This window comes from Pedobacter sp. FW305-3-2-15-E-R2A2 (genome assembly GCF_038446955.1).
GTDB lineage: Bacteria > Bacteroidota > Bacteroidia > Sphingobacteriales > Sphingobacteriaceae > Pedobacter.
Genome location: NZ_CP151803.1, coordinates 6,073,354 through 6,092,589, shown reverse-complemented (window position 1 = coordinate 6,092,589; position 19,236 = coordinate 6,073,354). Strand labels below are relative to the sequence as shown.

12 protein-coding genes are annotated in these 19,236 nt (G+C 43.0%); 6 read left to right on the top strand and 6 right to left on the bottom strand.

The genetic code is table 11. The features are described from left to right. The first annotated feature begins 77 nt into the window (after positions 1 to 77). The 5 genes from AAFF35_RS24535 (at position 78) to AAFF35_RS24515 (ending at position 9,717) form a co-directional block, all read left to right on the top strand. Entirely contained in the window at positions 78 to 1,148 is a 1,071-nt protein-coding gene (locus tag AAFF35_RS24535) for a FecR domain-containing protein (protein WP_342329180.1), read from the top strand. Between the two features lie 170 nt (positions 1,149 to 1,318). Next, positions 1,319 to 4,765 carry a SusC/RagA family TonB-linked outer membrane protein gene (locus tag AAFF35_RS24530; RefSeq protein ID WP_342329179.1) on the top strand — a complete coding sequence of 1,149 codons (3,447 nt, stop codon included), beginning with the start codon at positions 1,319 to 1,321 and terminating at the stop codon, positions 4,763 to 4,765. A 37-nt stretch (positions 4,766 to 4,802) separates the two neighbouring features. Continuing rightward, positions 4,803 to 6,689, top strand: a complete 1,887-nt coding sequence (locus AAFF35_RS24525) for a RagB/SusD family nutrient uptake outer membrane protein (protein ID WP_342329178.1) — start codon at positions 4,803 to 4,805, stop codon at positions 6,687 to 6,689. A 143-nt stretch (positions 6,690 to 6,832) separates the two neighbouring features. Next, positions 6,833 to 8,290 carry an aminoacyl-histidine dipeptidase gene (locus tag AAFF35_RS24520; protein WP_342329177.1) on the top strand — a complete coding sequence of 486 codons (1,458 nt, stop codon included), beginning with the start codon at positions 6,833 to 6,835 and terminating at the stop codon, positions 8,288 to 8,290. Between the two features lie 311 nt (positions 8,291 to 8,601). Continuing rightward, positions 8,602 to 9,717: a serine hydrolase domain-containing protein gene (locus AAFF35_RS24515; RefSeq protein ID WP_342329176.1), complete on the top strand. Its 1,116-nt coding sequence runs from the start codon at positions 8,602 to 8,604 to the stop codon at positions 9,715 to 9,717. A 94-nt stretch (positions 9,718 to 9,811) separates the two neighbouring features. On the opposite strand, the gene AAFF35_RS24510 is transcribed toward AAFF35_RS24515, so the two are convergent. The 5 genes from AAFF35_RS24510 to AAFF35_RS24490 all read right to left on the bottom strand — a co-directional run bounded on the left by AAFF35_RS24510 (position 9,812) and on the right by AAFF35_RS24490 (position 16,351). Then, entirely contained in the window at positions 9,812 to 10,882 is a 1,071-nt protein-coding gene (locus AAFF35_RS24510) for an SO2930 family diheme c-type cytochrome (protein WP_342329175.1), read from the bottom strand. Between the two features lie 2 nt (positions 10,883 to 10,884). After that, a complete protein-coding gene (locus AAFF35_RS24505) occupies positions 10,885 to 12,168 on the bottom strand; it encodes a parallel beta-helix domain-containing protein (RefSeq protein ID WP_342329174.1) in 1,284 nt (427 codons plus the stop codon). A 25-nt stretch (positions 12,169 to 12,193) separates the two neighbouring features. Then, complete coding sequence (locus AAFF35_RS24500; protein WP_342329173.1) at positions 12,194 to 14,947, bottom strand: carboxypeptidase-like regulatory domain-containing protein; 2,754 nt, start codon at positions 14,945 to 14,947, stop codon at positions 12,194 to 12,196. An 87-nt stretch (positions 14,948 to 15,034) separates the two neighbouring features. Continuing rightward, positions 15,035 to 15,637, bottom strand: a complete 603-nt coding sequence (locus AAFF35_RS24495; RefSeq protein ID WP_342329172.1) for a TetR/AcrR family transcriptional regulator — start codon at positions 15,635 to 15,637, stop codon at positions 15,035 to 15,037. Positions 15,638 to 15,832: 195 nt separating this feature from the next. After that, positions 15,833 to 16,351, bottom strand: a complete 519-nt coding sequence (locus AAFF35_RS24490) for an OmpA family protein (RefSeq protein WP_342329171.1) — start codon at positions 16,349 to 16,351, stop codon at positions 15,833 to 15,835. Between the two features lie 143 nt (positions 16,352 to 16,494). Here AAFF35_RS24490 and AAFF35_RS24485 point away from each other — a divergent pair, with 143 nt between their 5' ends. Further along, complete coding sequence (locus AAFF35_RS24485) at positions 16,495 to 17,838, top strand: deoxyguanosinetriphosphate triphosphohydrolase (RefSeq protein ID WP_342329170.1); 1,344 nt, start codon at positions 16,495 to 16,497, stop codon at positions 17,836 to 17,838. On the opposite strand, the gene AAFF35_RS24480 is transcribed toward AAFF35_RS24485, so the two are convergent. Beyond that, positions 17,828 to 19,066, bottom strand: a complete 1,239-nt coding sequence (locus AAFF35_RS24480) for a DUF6266 family protein (protein WP_342329169.1) — start codon at positions 19,064 to 19,066, stop codon at positions 17,828 to 17,830. The two genes, AAFF35_RS24485 and AAFF35_RS24480, sit on opposite strands and share 11 nt — an antisense overlap. Positions 19,067 to 19,236 lie beyond the last annotated feature (170 nt).

The following is a 19,236-nucleotide window of genomic DNA, read 5'->3' as shown; positions in this document are numbered from 1 at the left end:
TTATCCGACTAGGGAGTTTCCTGAAAAATATTGTCCTATACAAACAACCAATATAAACTTCAGAACGAACCGTCCAAATGGATAGCAATAGAATAATGGAACTATTGGCCCGAAAAATGGCCAATGAAGCTACAACGCATGAGTTGGAAGAGCTGGATGAACTCATGGCTATCTATCCTGATTCCCTGCATTATGAGGAGGTGTTGAAAGAAATCTGGAGCGATTCCGGAGCAGAAAAGCCTTCCCATAACCTGTACATTAACCGAATCTTTGAACAACATAAACTAAAATTTTCTGAAGAGTTTGAACCTGTACTCCTGGAGGAAGAAATACCTTCCAGCTGGTATAAGAAATATGTAGGCGTTTTTGCCATTGCCTGCAGCCTCTTTTTGATTTGTCTTGCTGCTTTATTTCAGCTGAATAGAAAAACGGTAGATTTTGATACAGTAATTGTGAGTGGCAAAGGAATGCGTAAAAAGATCACACTTCCCGATGGCACACTTGTTTGGCTCAATGCAGACAGCAAACTCTCTTACGATAGTAAACTCAATGAAAAAGGAAGACGATTGGTGTACCTGATCGGAGAAGCATTCTTTGATGTGGCCCATCAGAAAAACCGCACTTTCATCGTGCAGACCAACAAGATTTCCATAAAGGTTTTAGGGACGGCATTCAATGTAAAAGCTTATGACCTGGATCAGGTCTCTGAGGCCACCCTGCTCCGGGGCTCTATAGAACTTTCGGTCAACAGCAAGTCTCAGCAAAAAATTCTTTTAAAACCATCTGAAAAATTCGCGCTTACAGAAAACAAGAAAACAAAGGATAAAAAAGCCCTGCTTCAGGATTCAGATGACCTGACGTTAAAAATCGAAAATATAGCCCCTGTACGAATTGCAGGACAGGATTATATCGAAGAAACATCCTGGAAAGATGATGTCCTGGTCTTTAAAAACGAATCATTTGAGGAATTAAAACCTAAACTGGAGCGCTGGTTTAACGTTCAAATCGAGATCGCCGCGAACGTACCTAAATCTTATCGTTTCACCGGAATTTTTAAAAATGAAAACATCAAAGAAGCCTTAACGGCGATGCAATTAATCAAACCTTTTCACTTTAAACTTAAAGCAGATGACGTAATTATTTACTAAAAAAAAAAGGGAGTAAATGCGCCAACATTTTCCCCCTTTTCCAAACCTTCAAGGGTAGCTAAAGCTACCATTATCAGATTTTTAACTTTGAAATTCACAAATCTATGAAAAAAAAAGGACTGTGCAATAAAGTTCTATGTGCCGGCTTTTCCCGAAAAAAAATAATACTAATGTTAAACTGGAGCTTTGTTTTTTCGTTCCTCCTGTGCATACAGGTATCGGCAGCGACCTATTCACAAAATACCAAGGTGGATCTGGACCTCAGAAAAGTGAAATTAAAAGATGCCCTGACCATCCTCGGACAGAAGGGTAATTTCAGATTGCTTTATAGCGAGGAAGACCTTCCTGCAACCAAAAGCATCACCCTCATCGAAAAGGACATTCTCGTGTCTGATGCACTGGATATTTTCTTAAAGGGAACCGGATTAAAATTCCAGTCGCTGGAAGATAACCTGGTGGTCATCCGCTCAAAAAATGCAGATGCAGCGGAAATATTGGTGAAAGGAACAGTAACCGATGCCAAGGGCGTCGCTGTTCCAGGAGCAAGTGTCAAACTCAAAGGCAGCAGCATCGCGACCACAACTGATGCCGTTGGAAAGTACAGCATCAAGGTTCCGGATAATGGTGTCCTGATGTTTTCGTATATCGGATTCGTAAGTCAGGAGATCGATGTGAACAGCCAGGGCACGATCAATGTGAAATTACTGGAAAATAGTCAGGACTTATCGGAGATTGTGGTTGTAGGATACGGTACGCAAAAAAAGGCGGTAGTTTCCGGAGCGGTAACCTCTGTAAAAGGGACTGATCTGGCCAAAACGCCAACGGCAAACCTGTCCAATTCCCTTGCAGGAAGGATGCCTGGGGTAACAGCTATGCAATCGAGCGGAGAGCCGGGGTATGATGGTTCTTCGATCCGTATCCGTGGTGTCAACTCCCTTGGAAATAGTGATGCCTTAATCGTGATCGATGGAGTGCCTAACAGGGCCGGTGGTTTGGAACGTCTGAACCCGAATGATGTAGAAAGCGTATCCGTATTGAAAGATGCTTCGGCGGCCATCTACGGATCCAGAGCAGCAAACGGTGTAATTTTAGTAACGACCAAACAAGGTAAAGCAGGTAAACCTCAATTTTCTTACGATTATTCCTACGGGTTACAACAGCCTACCAGAACACCTAAAATGTCGAACTCTGTTCAGTATGCAGAGATCCTGAATGAGTTGAAAATCTTTAGCTCAGATCTGCCGGACAACCAATGGAGCGCAGCTTCTCAGGGTTTCAAAAATACAGGTTCTTACCTGAGAACTGATAATGGGAATACGATTACTGCTGCTTTTCGCCCGGATGAAATGGAGAAATTCAGAAACGGCTCAGATCCGCTCCGCTATCCGAATACCGACTGGTTCAAGACGACCCTTAAAAACTGGTCGCCGCAGCAAAGACATAACCTGCAGATCAATGGAGGTGCGGAAAATATCAAATACCTGATCTCAATGGGCTACCTGGATCAGGATGGTTATTATAAAAAGTCGGCAACGGGTTATAAGCAGTACGACATGAGGATTAACCTTGAAGCGACATTAAATAAATACATCACCACTACCCTTGGGGTTACCGCAAGAGAAGAGCTGCGGAATTTCCCTACGGTAGGTGCTGGAGATATCTTCAGGATGCTGATGCGCGGAAGACCGAATGAAGTGGAGGTCTGGCCCAATGGTTTACCGGGACCAGCCATTGAATTTGGCTACAACCCTTATGTGACGACCACAGATCTCACGGGTTATAACAAAGATAAAAGAGACTATTTCCAGACTACCGGTAAAGTAGAAATCAAGATTCCCGGCGTAGAGGGATTAAAATTAACGGGTACAGCATCCATTGATAAATTTGCAGGCCGGCAAAAAAGATGGCAAACGCCATGGACCTTGTACAGCTGGGATAAACAGACTTTTGAAGCCGATGGGGTAACACCGAAGCTGGTTGGAGCGGTGAGCTCGGAACGTAAAGATGCCAGTCTGACGGAAACTGCCGGAGATCAGCTGGCGATCAACCTGATGACCATGGCCAACTACGATAAGAAAATCGGAGAACATGCTTTTAGCCTGATGGCAGGTATGACGAGTGAAAAGGTAAATAACGATGGCTTCAATGCTTCACGCCGCTATTTCCTTTCTACCGCGCTACAGGAGCTGGTTGCAGGAAGTGATAAAGAGCAAACGGTAGGCAACCCTGCAGATGCACCAAATAACTTGTTTAACAGAGCACGTCTGAGCTATTTCGGAAGGCTGGGTTACAACTATAAAGAAAAATACCTTGCCGAATTCCTTTGGAGGGTAGATGGTTCTTACATCTTCCCGGAGGATAAACGTTATGGCTTCTTTCCGGGAGTATCCCTGGGCTGGCGCTTGTCTGAAGAGCCTTTCTTTAAAGACAACGTGAAATTTGTAAACAACCTGAAACTAAGAGGTTCCTGGGGACAGATGGGAGCCGAAGCCTATTTTGGCGATGCGCTGGCAGAATATCAATACCTGAGTACCGCAGGTTTTGGAAACTATGTCGTGAACGATCAACTTAGCCAGACCTTGTCTGAAAACCGTGTTCCCAATCCGAATTTTAGCTGGGAAGTAGCGAACAATACTAATATCGGTTTAGATGCGTCCTTTCTGGACAATAAGCTGTCGCTGGAGTTTGACTATTTCTCTAATAAAAGAACAAATATCCTCATCAGCAGAGGTAATTCCGTTCCTGAAAGTTCAGGAATTATAGACAAACTGCCTCCGGTAAACCTGGGGAAAGTGAACAACAGCGGATATGAATTTAAACTGAGCTATAATGACCGGGCCGGAGAGTTTGGCTATGGCATCAGCGTAAATGGAGGATATGCAAAAAATAAGATTGTTTTCTGGGATGAAACTCCAGGTGCACCGGAATGGCAACGCTCTACAGGCATGCCTACCAAAACAGAACTGGCTTATCAGTTTGCAGGGGTTTTCAGAGACCGGGCCGAAATTGAGGCAAACACGATCGACTATAGTTCGATTACGCCGAAGTTATTGCCCGGAGACATGAAGTTTCAGGACACCAACGGAGATGGAAAGATCAATGCCGACGACCAGATCAGGCTGGATAAAACAAGTACGCCAACCTTTACAGGCGGATTAAACTTAAACCTTCAGTATAAAAACTTCGACCTGTCTGTATTGGTTCAGGGTGCTACTGGTGGGGTACAGATCATCGGCTTAACGGAATCGGGTGATATCGGAAATTTCCTGGAGTGGTCTTATAAAAACCGATGGACGATAGACAATCCAAGCTCCGAAAATCCACGCCTTTCTAACCGCGGAAAAACCTATTACACCGACATGAACAATGCTGCCAGAAATACTTACTGGATTCGCAGCAACAACTATATCAGATTAAAGAACGTGGAGTTGGGTTATTCTTTATCGGGTACTTTGAGTAAAAAGATGGGACTAACTGCTTTGAGGGTTTATGTAAGCGGACTGAACCTGTTTACACTGGATAAAATCAAAATCTGGGATCCGGAATCTACCAATTCCAGCGCTCAGTACTATCCGCAGGCCCGGGTGATCAACACCGGAATCAAAGCTACTTTTTAAGTCAAACCAGGACCACTGAAACTAAAAAATATAGAAGATGAAATTAACAATCAAGAATACATATATATGGGCAATTGCTGCAATGGCTTTGCTGGCAACGGGTTGCAAAAAAGACTTTCTTTCTGAAAAACCGCCAACCACTATTCCTACAGAACTGATCTGGCAGGATGGAGGTCTGGCAGACGCTTTTGTACTGGAGATTTACAACGGCCTGAGTGTAGGCGGTTTCTCGGAACAGATGTTGTCGTCGGTATCGGATGAATCGCTTTTTACCCATCCAAACAGAGGAATAGATCTGGTCAATTCCAGTACAATTAACCCTTCTACACTGGGTTGGGTAGACGATACCTGGGGATATGCGAAAATGTATAACCGCATCCGGACTTGTAACATCACGATAGAGAAATTATCAGGAACAGAGAATGGCATTACTGATCAGACGCTGAAAGACAGACTCCTGGGAGAAGCTCATTTCCTTCGTGCCTATTTTTACCACCAGCTGTTAAGGTACTATGGCGGTGTTCCGCTGATTACAAAGGTCTATGTTTTGAATGATGACTACAATGCAAAACGCGGAACCTATAAAGAATGCGTTGATTTTATCCTTAAGGATTGCGAAGACGCGAATAGATTGCTAACGGGTAAAACTATTGGAAAAGGAAGGGCTCCGGCATTGGCTGCGCTGGCTTTAAAATCGAGAGTTTTACTCTATGCTGCCAGCGATTTACACGACCAGACCAAAGCAAAAGCGAAATCTACTTTGCTTGCAGGTTTAAATGCAGAACAACTGGCACCATTGGTGTATACGGATGGCGATCAGCAGCAACGCTGGAGAGACGCACAGCTTGCCGCTAAAGCGGTAATGGATGCACCGGGACGAGGATATAAACTGGACCTTTCTGCTAAAGTTTCTCCGGAAGAAGGACGCAATAATTACAAAAGTCTGGCCATGGGTGGCGGAAGTAAAGCGCCCGGTATTGATGGAGCGGCAGGTTCAGAACTCATCCTGGCCAGGTATTTTATCGACCGTAGCGACATGCGTTATGCACGTGCAAATGGTCCGAATGGATACCGCAACTGGGCAGGTAATACCCCTGTAGGTTTACTGGTTGATGATTATGAAATGGCCGATGGCACAAAGTTCAGCTGGGCTGATCCTGAAAAAAAAGCAGCCCCTTACCAAAACAGAGATCCCCGGTTTTATGCCACTGTGCTGTATGATGGTGCGGGATGGAAACCGAGAGATAAGGTATCTGGAAATGTAGATCCCGCAAGCCAGATTCAAACCGGGGAGTACGACCTGATGGTAGAAGGAAAGCTGATCACTGCTAAAGGATTAGATACCCGTTCGGGACCTATTGAAAGCTGGAATGGAAGCTGGACAGGTTATTATACCCATAAATTTATTGATCCGGATCCGAATATTGTGGATGCTTCTATGCCTCAGTTTGTGCCTTGGCCATTCTTCAGGTATACGGAAGCGGTGATGAATTATATCGAAGCAAGTATTGAAGTTGGTCAGGTAAGCGAGGCGCTGCTTTGGTTAAACCGGATTCGCTTCCGTTCAGGAATGCCGGCCATAACACAGATGGGACAAGATCAACTCAGAGAGATCTACCGACATGAGCGCCGCATAGAAATGGTGTACGAAGAGCAACGTTATCACGATGCCCGCCGATGGATGATTGCCAAAGAAACACTTGGCCGGAAAACCACTTATATCAAGGTGACAGGTAAGTTTAAGGCTGGAAAGACACTGGCAGATAAGTACAAATATGATCCTTCTATTTACGATTATACGTATACGCCTACCACAGAGACCGCCCAGGAAGACCGTTCCTGGAATGATAAGATCTATTTCAGGCCTTTTAGTCGTGATGAGATCAACAAAAACAAAGAATTGAAACAAAACCCAGGCTATTAACCGCAATCTCTCGCTTTTTTGATATCTATCGACCGTACCGGCTCACACACCGGTACGGTCTTTTTTTATGGATATTATCTCCTTTCCCTAAAGAATATCCTGATGGTTTTTCTAGCTTTGTTTGAAACAACAAAGAGATAGTAATGGAAGTCAAAAATTTAGAACCTCAGGAACTTTGGAATAATTTTGCAAACCTCAACGCAGTACCACGAGCTTCAAAAAAAGAAGAACAGGTGATTGAGTTCATGGTTAACTATGGCAACAGCCTTGGTCTGGAAACCATTCAGGATAAGACAGGCAATGTCGTGATCAGGAAAGCAGCTACTGCCGGTATGGAAAACAGACAGACGGTGATCATGCAATCACACCTGGATATGGTTCATCAGAAAAACGGCGACAGTAATTTCGACTTTGCAACACAAGGAATAGAGATGTTTGTAGATGGCGATTGGGTACGTGCAAAGGGAACTACACTTGGAGCAGATAACGGAATCGGTGTGGCGACCATCATGGCCATCCTCGCTTCCTCTACCATTGTTCATCCTGCCATCGAAGCTTTATTTACCATCGATGAAGAAACCGGAATGACGGGTGCTAAAGAACTTGATCCTGCCAATCTATCGGGAACTATCCTGTTAAACCTGGATACAGAAGAAGATGATGAATTGACCATTGGCTGTGCCGGTGGGATAGATACGAACAGCATTTATCACTATAAACAAATACCAATCGCTAAAGATCAGCTGGCTTACCAGATTACGATCAAAGGCCTTGTTGGCGGCCATTCCGGAATGGACATCCACAAAGGAAGAGCAAATGCCAATAAATTGATGAACCGCCTGTTTTACGCTGGACTTAAATCAGTGGACTTACAATTAAGTACGGTAGATGGTGGAAGTTTAAGAAACGCAATTCCACGTGAATCTAAAGCAGTCGTTAGTGTTCCTGCAAGTCAAAAAGATGCTTTTCTTACTTTTATCGCTGATTTTTCGGCGATTCTAAAAGAAGAATACCAAAGCATCGAAGCTGGTTTAAGTATCAATGCTGAAGAAACCGCCCTTCCTGAACATGGAATGGATAAAGTCGATTTCCAAAAAATTGTAAATGCAATTTATGCGATTCCAAATGGGGTATTCCGAATGAGCCCTGATATTGCCGACCTGGTTGAAGCATCTTCAAACCTGGCCAGGGTTATCATCAAAGGTGGCGAGTTTATTACGCAATCCCTGCAACGCAGCAGTGTAGAAAGCACTAAAGACGATGTGGCAAATGCAGTAGGCGCAGCATTGGCAAATATGGGCTGTGATGTTTCCCGCAGTGGAGATTATCCGGGATGGAAACCAAATGCAGATTCTGATATTTTAAGATTGATGACTACGTTGTATAAAACAACCTTTAATGCAGAGCCAAATGTAAATGCTTGTCATGCTGGTTTAGAGTGTGGTATCTTAGGTGCTCACCTTCCGGGAATGGATATGATCTCTTTTGGTCCTACCATTCATGGGGCACATTCTCCCGATGAATGCGTGAAAATCTCTTCGGTACAGAAATACTGGAGTTATTTATTGAAAGTTTTACAGGAAATTCCTGTTAAGAAATAGCCGGAAGGCCTAATGAATCAGGTATAAAGCGAAGCCATATACCTGATTTTTTCTTTTGTAAACCCTCAGAAAACTATTTTTTTCTGAACCTTATAAATCATATACACTTAACCTGAATTTTACAATGCAACCTTAGTTTTGCGCCATAAATATTTGGTTAGTATTTATAGTTTAGGTTTAGTTGATACAGGAGCCCCGATGGATGTCGTGGCTTTTGTCTTTTATAACCAATCCGGATCTGTAACTTTAATACATCGGTATGCTCTAATGTAGGTAACGCTTACCATGCACGACCTTAACCATTTCTGAATATGAGTAAAATCAACCTTCCTGTAGGTGTATTGATCATCCTGCTGTTCCTTAGTTTTAAAAGCACTGCGCAATTACAAACCCTCAAAGGAAGTAAGCTGAGTGTAGAACAATTAGACGAATTTATTAAAAAACAGATGGATTCTCTGGGGCTCCCTGGTTTATCGTTTGCGCTGATCAACAATGGAAAAGTGGTTTACCGCCGCTCCCTTGGAGTTTCAGATATCGTGACTAAGAAAAAGCTGGATGCGAATTCCCTTTTTGAAGCGGCGTCCTTGTCAAAGCCCCTGTTCAGCTATTTCGTATTGAAGTTGGTTGATCAGAAAGTGCTGAACCTGGATACTCCTTTGTACAGGTATTTGCCTTATCCGGATATTGCCAAAGATGAATGCTACAAGCTGATCACGGCACGAATGGTCTTGTCTCATACCACTGGCTTCCCAAACTGGCGTTACTTCGATAAGCGTGATGAAAACCGTTATAAATACGGTGAATTATATATCAAGTTTACTCCGGGAACGCAATTTGCCTACTCAGGTGAAGGGTATTCTTATCTTGCCAGAGTTATTGCGCATTTAAATCACTTGACTTTACAGACGCTGGATCCGTATTTTCAATCAGAGGCAGCTAAGCCGCTTCAGCTCAAAAACTCCTGGTTTAGTGGAAATGACTACATCACAAAACATAGGGTGAAAGGGCATGCCGGCGGAAAACCGACCGGCAAACCCTGGCCAATTGCCTTTCCGGAGCAGGATTCCACCTGGTTTGAACCTGCAGGAGGATTACATACAGAGGCCGTAGATTATTCGACCTTTTTGATTGCACTGATGAGGGGTAAGGGGCTGTCAAAAAAGAGTGGGGATGAGCTGTTCAGAGAACAGGTACAGCTCGATAAAAGTACGCCACATTATCTGGTCAATGGAGATACGGCATGGGGGCTTGGAATTGCAATCCGACCTGTAAGTTATGGGGTAATATATGAACATGGCGGAAATAACGGAGACGCTCAATCCGGGTTCAAGATCAATAAAGCGAATAAAAATGGTTACGTGTTTTTTACCAATTGTGATAAGGGAATCGTTTTTAACAAAAATATAGGCACTTTGCTTGGCAATTAAACAGATGATTTGGCTTGAATTTAAAGCAGGATTTATGAATCTGGCATTAGAATAATATGATATTCATAAATCCTGCTGATCTTATTTCTGAAAGCTATTTCTGTTTTGGTAAACTTTTAATCCATTCTCTGATCAGTTCCACACCCTCTTTATGAATAATGGTTCGTGCCAGTTCCGGCATGGCCGTTCCCGGTTCTGTACTGTTCATTCTGTACAAGAGTATGGATTGTTCAGGTAGCCCCGGAACGATGTCATAATCTAATCCTCCGGCGCCTCCACCCGCAGAAACCGGTGCTTTTCTCATCCCCAAATGATCTGGGTTTGTTTCCTGATAATCTAAAAATAATCCGGTATTGTAGGCATCGCCACCTTTAGTATGACAATGTGCACAATTTATATCCATATATGCCCTGGCCCTTTGTTCCAGACTATAGTGTTTTTTGTCCGTCCAGACCGGGAGCTGATGCACTTTGCTCAGCTCAGGCAATCCAGTAATCCTGGCTTTGGCTGCCCATTGGCTCAATTGATTTACCGTTTGTCCGCTAAGGGTAAAGTTGAGGTTTCTTGCTTTAGGCCCGATCGGGGTCAGGATCCCATCCTTGATGTGACACCTTTTACAGTCGTTGGTATTGGGAACCTGATAATTGGTAAAATATTTTTTTCCTTCCTCATCAAGTAAGGTAATCGGAACCCTGGCCCCGGTAATGTGTTTCAGGGCCTCCGTTTGCTCCTTGTTCCAGAGGTAGTTCATCACTTTCCATTTTTTATCCTTTGGATCTTTTACGAGCAAGCGGGTTTCAATCATCACTTTTTGATGTTCGACATTGGTATATGCGAAATTTTTAATGATGATGCTGGAATCAGGAAAGTCTAAAGCCCCATTTTCGGTATATTTTATCGCCTTGCCAGCCGGTAAAACAATAAACCGGTCTTTAATGGCATAGTCGGTAAACAAAGGGGTACTCAATTCATAGTTAAAAATCCCATCTGCAGGATTCAGGTCTTTGAGTTTTCCTTTGAAAAATCCATAATCAGAAAGCTTTTCTTTAAATTGAAAATCGCCTTGATTTACAGGCTTGGTTTTATTTTTGCAGCCCTGCTCCATCAACACCGAAAATGTAGTGCTAAAGAGGAGCAAGGTGCTAAAAAGATAAGTTTTACGCATCTTTATTTGCATTGGTATGGGCTAATATTTGTATTGGGTTTCCAGTTTTCAGGTTTTGAAATGTTGAGGAAATCGGCATTCACGAAGACATTGTCGCCGGGCTGTTTGATACAAATAGAATCCGGATTTGCTGCGGTTCCTTTGGTCAGGATATTGCTGGTAATTCCATCATACATGATCCATGGAATCCGTTTGTTTTTGCGGGCAGGATCCAGTCTGTTCAGCTGCGCTTCTGTTGCCACCAACAATTGCCCGATCCGGTGTTCATAAGCAGGCTTAGGAAAAGCAGGTCCCATCTCTATGGTGTTGTCGTGAATCCTGATGTTTTTCGGAATAGGCGAATAATTGGCATTGATCTTCTCGCCAGCTTTCTCATCTACGGCAAAGCCGGAAGCAATGGTGATGGAAGAAGTGTTGTTGTTGATAATTTTATTGTTATAGATCTCAATGTCTGAGGCTGCGAGGATGATGATCCCGCTTCCCGGCGAGGCATTTCCAACACCCCAGGTGGTACCGAAACTACCTGCTTTAGCGAAATTTCTAAAGTTGTTGTCGTGGATGTTATTATTATAAACCTTCACATGACCCCCTCTTTTTGAAAGATCGGGAAGGTCAAAAATCAAGAAACCTGCGGTATTGTTGTAAAACTCATTGTCGTAGACCTCTGCATTGGAAGTATTTTCAATTTCACAGCCAGCCACATTTTTAGCAGCTTTACATTTCCTGACAATGGCGCTGTCGGTCTGGCCAACATAAATTCCGGCATCCGAAGAACCCTCTGTATAGCAGTTTTCAATGAGCACATTTTTGCACAATACCGGATAAATGGCATAACCGCCACTGGTAGAATCAGCCTTGCTCCATACCGCATGCAGATTGGTTACGGTTACGTTGCTGCTTTTATTGATCTTTAACAAATCTCCTTTGGAGTCCCGGATGGTCATGGCATCAATGGTAAAGCCTTTCACATCAGTTACCCGGATGCCTTCGCCACCCTGCGTCTGTCCGGAAAAATCAAGAACGGTCTTGTCATGGCCTTCCCCCTGAATCAGGATATGGTTGACCTGGGCAATGCTGAGGTTGTCAAATTTATAGTTCCCTGCTTTCAGCAGGATACTCGTGCTGTCTTTTAAAGAGAGAAAGGCTTCCGCAATTTTAGCTTCTTCACCGGGTTTAAAACTTAGGATAGTGGTGTAAGTATCTTTTTGATCTGATTTGCTGTTACAGGAGCCCAAAATACCGGTAATCAGTAGTAAGAGGAGTGTTGTAGTGATGGAATGTTTCATATTTGGTTAGTTTTTGTGGGTTTGATTAAAAGATATTGTAAGCATAAGTCACATAGTAGACTGCCCCGATATTCGGATTGGCAACCCCTGTGGTATAGTATTGGTTGGTGATATTGGTGGCACCCAGTCTGATTCCCGAGCGTGCTTTGATGAGCTTGTAGCTGATCTGTGCATCGATCACTGCTGAACTTGGTACCTGTCCAGCAGCAAGGCCACCGGAAACGACATAGAAATAACCCGGTTTATAGCGTAGGCTGGTACTGAATGACCATTCTTGTTTTTTACCGAAACCACTGTTTCCAAATTCCATATTGATGTGGTAACTCGGGGTATTGAAGTTATTGATCTGAGAATTATTTTTATTCCTGATATGGTCTGAAAAGTAATTGACCTTGGTCAGGAAATTATGGCCGAGGTCTACGCTGACACTGGCGGCATAGCCATAGGTATTTACCATTTGCCCGCCATTGAAGGCAATGTTGTATTGGATATAGGTGCTATGGTCTTTAAAGGCAGTCACATCATTCGTTCCTGGTGTATTGGCAACATTTGCATAGCCAATAAAGTTTTTCCAGGTAGAGAAATAACCCAGCACATCGAAGATCACCCGTTTTCCGATCAGGGCGGCATAACCGAGTTCAAATGCATTGACCGACTGAGGTTTGATGTCATTGTACTGGAATTTCTGAAGCACACCGGCATCACCTGTCTGCTGATATTTGGTCACACTTTCCAGGGTATAAGGTGGAAATTTGTTAAACTGATAATTGTCATTGAGCAGGAGGGAAGAACCGCCGGAAGAAAAGCTGTTGTAACCGCTCAATGTGTTTTGTAAAGCCTGGATATTAGAAGGGAAACTATAAGCATTCTGATAAGAGAACCTGATGAAGTTTTCTTTTACTGCTTCAAAAACCAATGAAGCCCTCGACGTGACTTTCGGTGAGGAGAACAACGTGTTTTTATCATAGCGGAAGGAAGTGCTGATGCTGAGTTTATCGTCTGCAACTTTCTTCGCCAACTGGATATAGGCACTGTATTCTTTTACATTGATGGGTTTGTTCTTATCCGGAAAAAGCGTGTTTTTACTGTTCAGACTGTACAGTCGCCAGTTTACCCCTGCAATGACACTCATGAACTTCACCAGATCGGTAAAATTATACTGCGCTTCTGCATTGTATAACTTACTGCGGTCGAGGAAGAGCGTGCCTCCATCAGAAATAGGGGTGTTGGTGATGCTGTCCTTCAATCGGTTAAAGAGAGGACTTCCCAGTTCTGCCCGTCCCTGATCAGCAAATGCACGGGCAGCTAAATGTGCTTCGTTTAGTCCTGATCCTCCCGCCAGCGCATTGATCAGGCCGTAAGTATATTCCGGATACCATCCTCCGGTATTGCCGTCATAACTTGTTTTCCAGGACTCATTGATGTACTGTGCTGTAGGTCCGGCAACGATGGTCCGTCCGGAATTCTCCTGAGTGGTATAACCGCGGATAAACCATTTGTCGCTTTTAAGTTCCATTCTGTACTGACCTACTTTAAAGCCTTTCAGCTGGTATCGTGTATCATTGGTATACACAATATTTCCTGTTCCATAAGTTCCGGAGATCAGGGCTTCAAGTTTTGGATTGATCTTATAGCGGAGCTCTGCATTGACTTTGAAGAGCCTTGCTTTATTGTCCAGGTAACCAAATTCAGGGTAACCGGTCCTTGCTACATAATTCGACTTAGTGAGCAATGGATCGATAATTGGGGCCAGTGCGGGATCTCCGGCGAGTGCTGCCTGTAGAAATGGCGAGATGTCAACAGAAGTTGCGCCTCCATAATAGTTTGCTCCATTGTAATTCGGATCAGTAAGGGCGGTTCCTGTTCCGTTTTTATTGCTGGCATCATTCGCCACCCAGTCTTTTGCCTGGGTATATTGGGAATTGATTTTAAAGGCGAATTTCTCATTGATCTGTTTCGCGTAACGAATGGTCCAGTCGTAATAAGCGGAAGGGGCTACGGGATCATTGTGGTTCTTATTGTTCAGGTGGTTCGCCCCCTGAGTGACGAGTACGCTTAAACCCTGATATTTAAAAGGATCTTTGCCAGACATGATCATCGTTCCATTCAAACCTCTGGAGCCGTAAAGTGCCGACGAGGCCCCGGAAAGCATTTCTATGTTGTCTACATCAAGTTGTGTTAAACTGATGGCCGATCCGAGGGGGAAGTTAAGCCCGGGTGCCTGGTTGTCCATTCCGTCTACAATCTGCGTGAAATTGGTATTTCCACTCGTATTAAATCCCCTGGTAGAGATACTGGTAAAACCGATGCTGGAAACCGTCACATCCACGCCTTTTAAACCCTGAATCATGTCGATGTAGTTCAACTGCGGCGAATTGCTGATCTCCTTACTGCTGATCTGTTCGATGGTGACGGGGGAGGCCAGCTTTTTTTGTACCGTCCTGCTGGCAGACACGACCACTTCCTGTCCAAGTACAGATGCGGGTTCTAATCCGATTTCCAGGATGCCGGAAAAACTTTGAACCGCTACTTCTTTAGATTCGTAGCCGATGGAGGAAATGATCAGGGTAAGCGGGAGTTTCTTTGATGTTTTCAACTGAAACCTGCCGCGGTCATCAGAGTAAGTGCCTTCTGTCCCGTTTTTTACCTTTACGGAGACCGCGTATGCAGCTTCCTGCGTGGCGTTGTTCTTAATGTTTCCTTTGATTAGATTTTGCGCCCTGAGGGAATCGGGCATACAGAAATAAAGAATCAGGCTAAGTAACATGACTTTGTTCATATTTGGTTTGGTTTAGGTTGGCAACAAAATTTTAAATAATAAAATAGCTTAAACCCCTTTAACCGTCATGAAACTACGAGAGTACCGCTATTTTCTTATTCCTGTAAAGATCAGTGACACCAAAAATTTAATGTCCTGAAGACTTTGTGTGTAATCAATTTCAGTTTCCCCTTTCAGGATCGCCTGCTGTTCTACACTATGTTTTAAAGCATCTGTAAGGTTGATGAGCACGGATGCCGTATTTTCCGGATCAGTCATCATCAGGTTTTCCTCCTTTGCCGCTTTTTCCAGCAGCTGTGTTAAGAAGATTTTCTCCCTTTTCATCAGTGCATTGTACAATTCAAAAAAACGAGGCAGAATCTTGTTCAGGGTATCTACGGACACCCGGTTCATATTGAGCACGTTTTTATAATAATTGAACCTCGACTCCAGATAAAATGCAGTCCTGTTTTCTATTCCCTCTTTAAGCAAGGTGGTTTCCTGAAGGGAATTGATAAAATCTTCGCCTTCTTTGAGCGCCACCTCGATAAATATGTCTTCCTTATTCTTATAGTAATAGTATAACGATGCTTTATTCAGGCCAACGGCCTGGGCAATGTCATCAAGGGTAGTTTTATCAAGACCAAACTTTGCAAAACACTGCATGGCTGATCTTCCTATCTTTTCCTTTACCAGTTCTTTTTTACTCATATCCCTTCCTTAAAACTATAAACATATTTTCAATTTTCCAAATGTTTTAACAAAACGTTTGAAAATTGAAAAACCACTGTTAATTCTTGTAAACTTAAGGATTCAGGAATTAAAAGTAAGGGTATAGAAAAAGGGCTGTCTTTATTTCTAAAAACAGCCCTTTCCGGAAAGTCGGTAATGAGTTTTCCTTTTAATTTATTTTAACAGGGTGATTTCCACTCGTCTGTTTTTTAATCTGCCTTCTTTGGTTTTGTTGTCATCGATCGGTTTGCTGTCGCCAAGACCCGCAGTTGTAATTCTGTCTGCATTGATTCCAAGGCTAACCAGATAGGTTTTAACGGAAACTGCACGTTTCTCAGAAAGCCATTGATTGTATTTTGCCTCTCCGGTTTTATCAGAATGCCCCTCAATAAGAATGGCTCTTGATTTGTCTTTTTGTCCGATGACTTTAGCAACATCCGTAATTCTCTTTTTAGACTCCTGATTTAATATAGAAGAGTTGGTAGGGAATAAGATCTCTGAGCTAAAGGTGAACTTAATGCCCGCTTCTGTTCTTTCTACCTGATCCTGTGGTAAGTCTTTTTTGATTTTATCCAGCTCTGTATCAGTTGTTTTCTCTACAGGTGTTGGTGTGGTAACCACTGCTTTTTTTGTTTTGCAGGAAAGGGTCACGGTAAGCAATAGTGCTAAAACTAGTTTCGTTGTGTGTGTCATTGGAAATTAAATTGAGCGTAAATATAACAATGTCAAAATGAAATGCGGTGATCGTCACGAATCCCTTACGGTGGCTTTTTGCATTCTATTGGATCCGCAAACAAGAGATTTGTATATTGCGGCCAAAAATTTTAAGCCATTATATGAATTGGGAAAAGTTACTATCGGCGAAACGCTGGGGGAATGAGGATAGGTTTGCAGGGAATCAGAAAGAAGCGAGGTCAGAGTTTCAAAGGGATTACGACAGGATCATTTTCTCTTCACCGTTTAGGAGACTGCAAAATAAAACGCAGGTATTTCCTTTGCCGGGAAGTGTGTTTGTTCATAACCGCTTAACCCATAGCTTAGAAGTAGCTAGTGTTGGCCGTTCATTGGGGACGATCTTTTACAATAAGATCAAGGAAAGTGATGCAAATATCGATGAGACTTGTCCTTTACTTTGTGAGATAGGAAACATTATTGCCTCTGCCTGCCTGGCACATGATCTTGGAAACCCTGCTTTCGGACATTCCGGAGAATCGGCAATCTCTCATTACTTTACCGATGGTGATGGCCGTCAGTACGAATCACAGGTAACTCCCGGACAATGGGAAGACCTGATTCATTTTGAAGGAAATGCAAATGCCTTGAGAATCCTAACCCATCAGTTTGCCGGAAAGGGGACAGGAGGTTTTGCCTTAACTTATGCTACATTGGCTTCTATTGCGAAATACCCTTGTGCTTCACTTGCCGGACACAACAAAAAGAACATTTATACCAAGAAATATGGATTCTTCCAGTCGGAGGAAAGTGGTTTTGAGAAGATTGCAATAGAAATGGACCTGATTAAGGTTCAGGACGAACCTCTGGTCTACAAACGTCATCCATTGGTTTACCTGGTGGAAGCTGCGGATGATATTTGCTATAATATCATTGACCTGGAAGATGCACATCGCCTGAAGATACTTTCTTATGAAGAGGTGCAAACCTTGTTATTGCCTTTGTGTAATGATCCTAAATTGCCTGCAAGATTGGCGGAAATGGAAGACAATGATGCCAAAATTACCCTGATGAGGGCAAAGTCTATCAGTACCCTAATCTGGCAATGCTCTACCGTATTTTTTAAAGAACAGGAAGCAATCCTGAATGGTGATTTCAACATCAGCCTGATGGATGCAATTGACGAACCTTTCCTTTCTGTAATGAAAGAGATTGAAAGGATTTCTTATAAAAAGATCTATAACTATTCTTCTGTGGTACAGATAGAGGTGGCAGGTTACCAGGTAATGGGTGGTTTGCTGGAAGAGTTTATTCCTGCGTATTTGCTAAATGAGTCGAAATACCACAAAAAACTGGTAGAACTAATTCCCAAACAGTTCCTGACCAAAGAAACAGATGCTTATTCTAAAATTCAAAGCGTACTGGACTTCATATCCGGGATGACCGATATCTATGCAGTAGAGCTTTTCAGAAAGATTAAAGGGATTTCTTTTCCTTCTATGAGCTAAGTGCTGCGGAATAAAAGGGCGATGTCATCTGGACCCAGCCATTTCCTGGAGCAAAACGGTCCATGTGCGCTAATTGCAATTCTGACAACTTATCGGCATCAATCATGTTTTTTTGCGGTTGATTTTGTGCAAAAGTAATGCTGTTCAGGAATAAAGAGCAGATGATCAGAAGATGATTTTTCTGCGCCATCTGGTAATGGTTGGTGATCAATTTTTGATTCAGGTCTGATACAATAATAGCAGCATGATTTTGAAGCCTGGCCGGAAGCTGCAGGTGTTTAAAACTTGTGGTATCGGCTTTACAAATAAACGCGGGAAGTTCATTCGATGGTGTTTCTGGCCCCAAAATTCCCTGATTTTCGGGGTTTTTGATATAAAGCCGGATATCGGTTTCCGAATTTCTTGCCTTGACGACTGCTATTGTTTTATGAATTAATGGTTGTTTAAAAGCTTCCTCATTCCCTGCAATGGTCGGCAGCTCCCTGGATTCTTTGACTGAATCCGCATGGTCTTGTTCTGGTTCGGAAAGAAGCGTCTCTACGACTTGCAGAGGAGTATTTGCGTCTTCTTTGTGCGTTTTATCATCATCCGGATCAGGAATATTGATCCTGCCTAAATACTGGCTGTCAGACTGCTTTGACCTGTCCTTAGCCACAACAGCGATATAGATGTCCAGATTTTTACCTTTTAAATCGTTTGAAAGCCTCAAAATATCCGTACCTGAACCTCTAAAATTGCCCAGACATTCGTAGCATGCATTTTTTTCTTCCAGATCAATTGCCAATAGCATTACCTGATCTTTTGGAGAAGCGCCGTATGCAAGCGCTGAATTCCAGTTAAACCTTAGCAAGTCATCACGTTCCAGTTCAAATTCCACGTTGTTTAATCCGGGAAGTACACCACCGCTAAACCTGAAGCGCTCTGGGTCGATCGCACAGTCATCGCCATTTAGCTGAACGGCCTTGGTTTTGTTATAGGAAATCGCACCTCTGGTGCCTCCTGTCTTGGTCCAGTAGTTTTTGAATCCAATTTTTATTAATTCTTTAATGCAGTTTAAGGTGTCCTGCACCAGTTTAAACTGTTTTCTGTTTCTGAGTTCTGCTGCTGTAGCAGGCGCGGTACGGTCAGATAGAGATCTCATCCTGTCTACGCCATAGGTGCTATAGCCGACAACATTACCTATTTTACCAGTAAAACCACCCAATATTCCATTTTTAATTGAGGCCATCTTAATTATTTAAAAATTAATCTGATAGCAATATAAGGATAAATAAAAGATTTATTTGGGAATTATTTGATATTTATTGGAAATTTAAACGGTGGTTACACGATAATAAGACGCTTCAGACCGAGTGTGCACCGAGTAAGTATCGTGTAATGAGCTTGTTTGTATCTTGT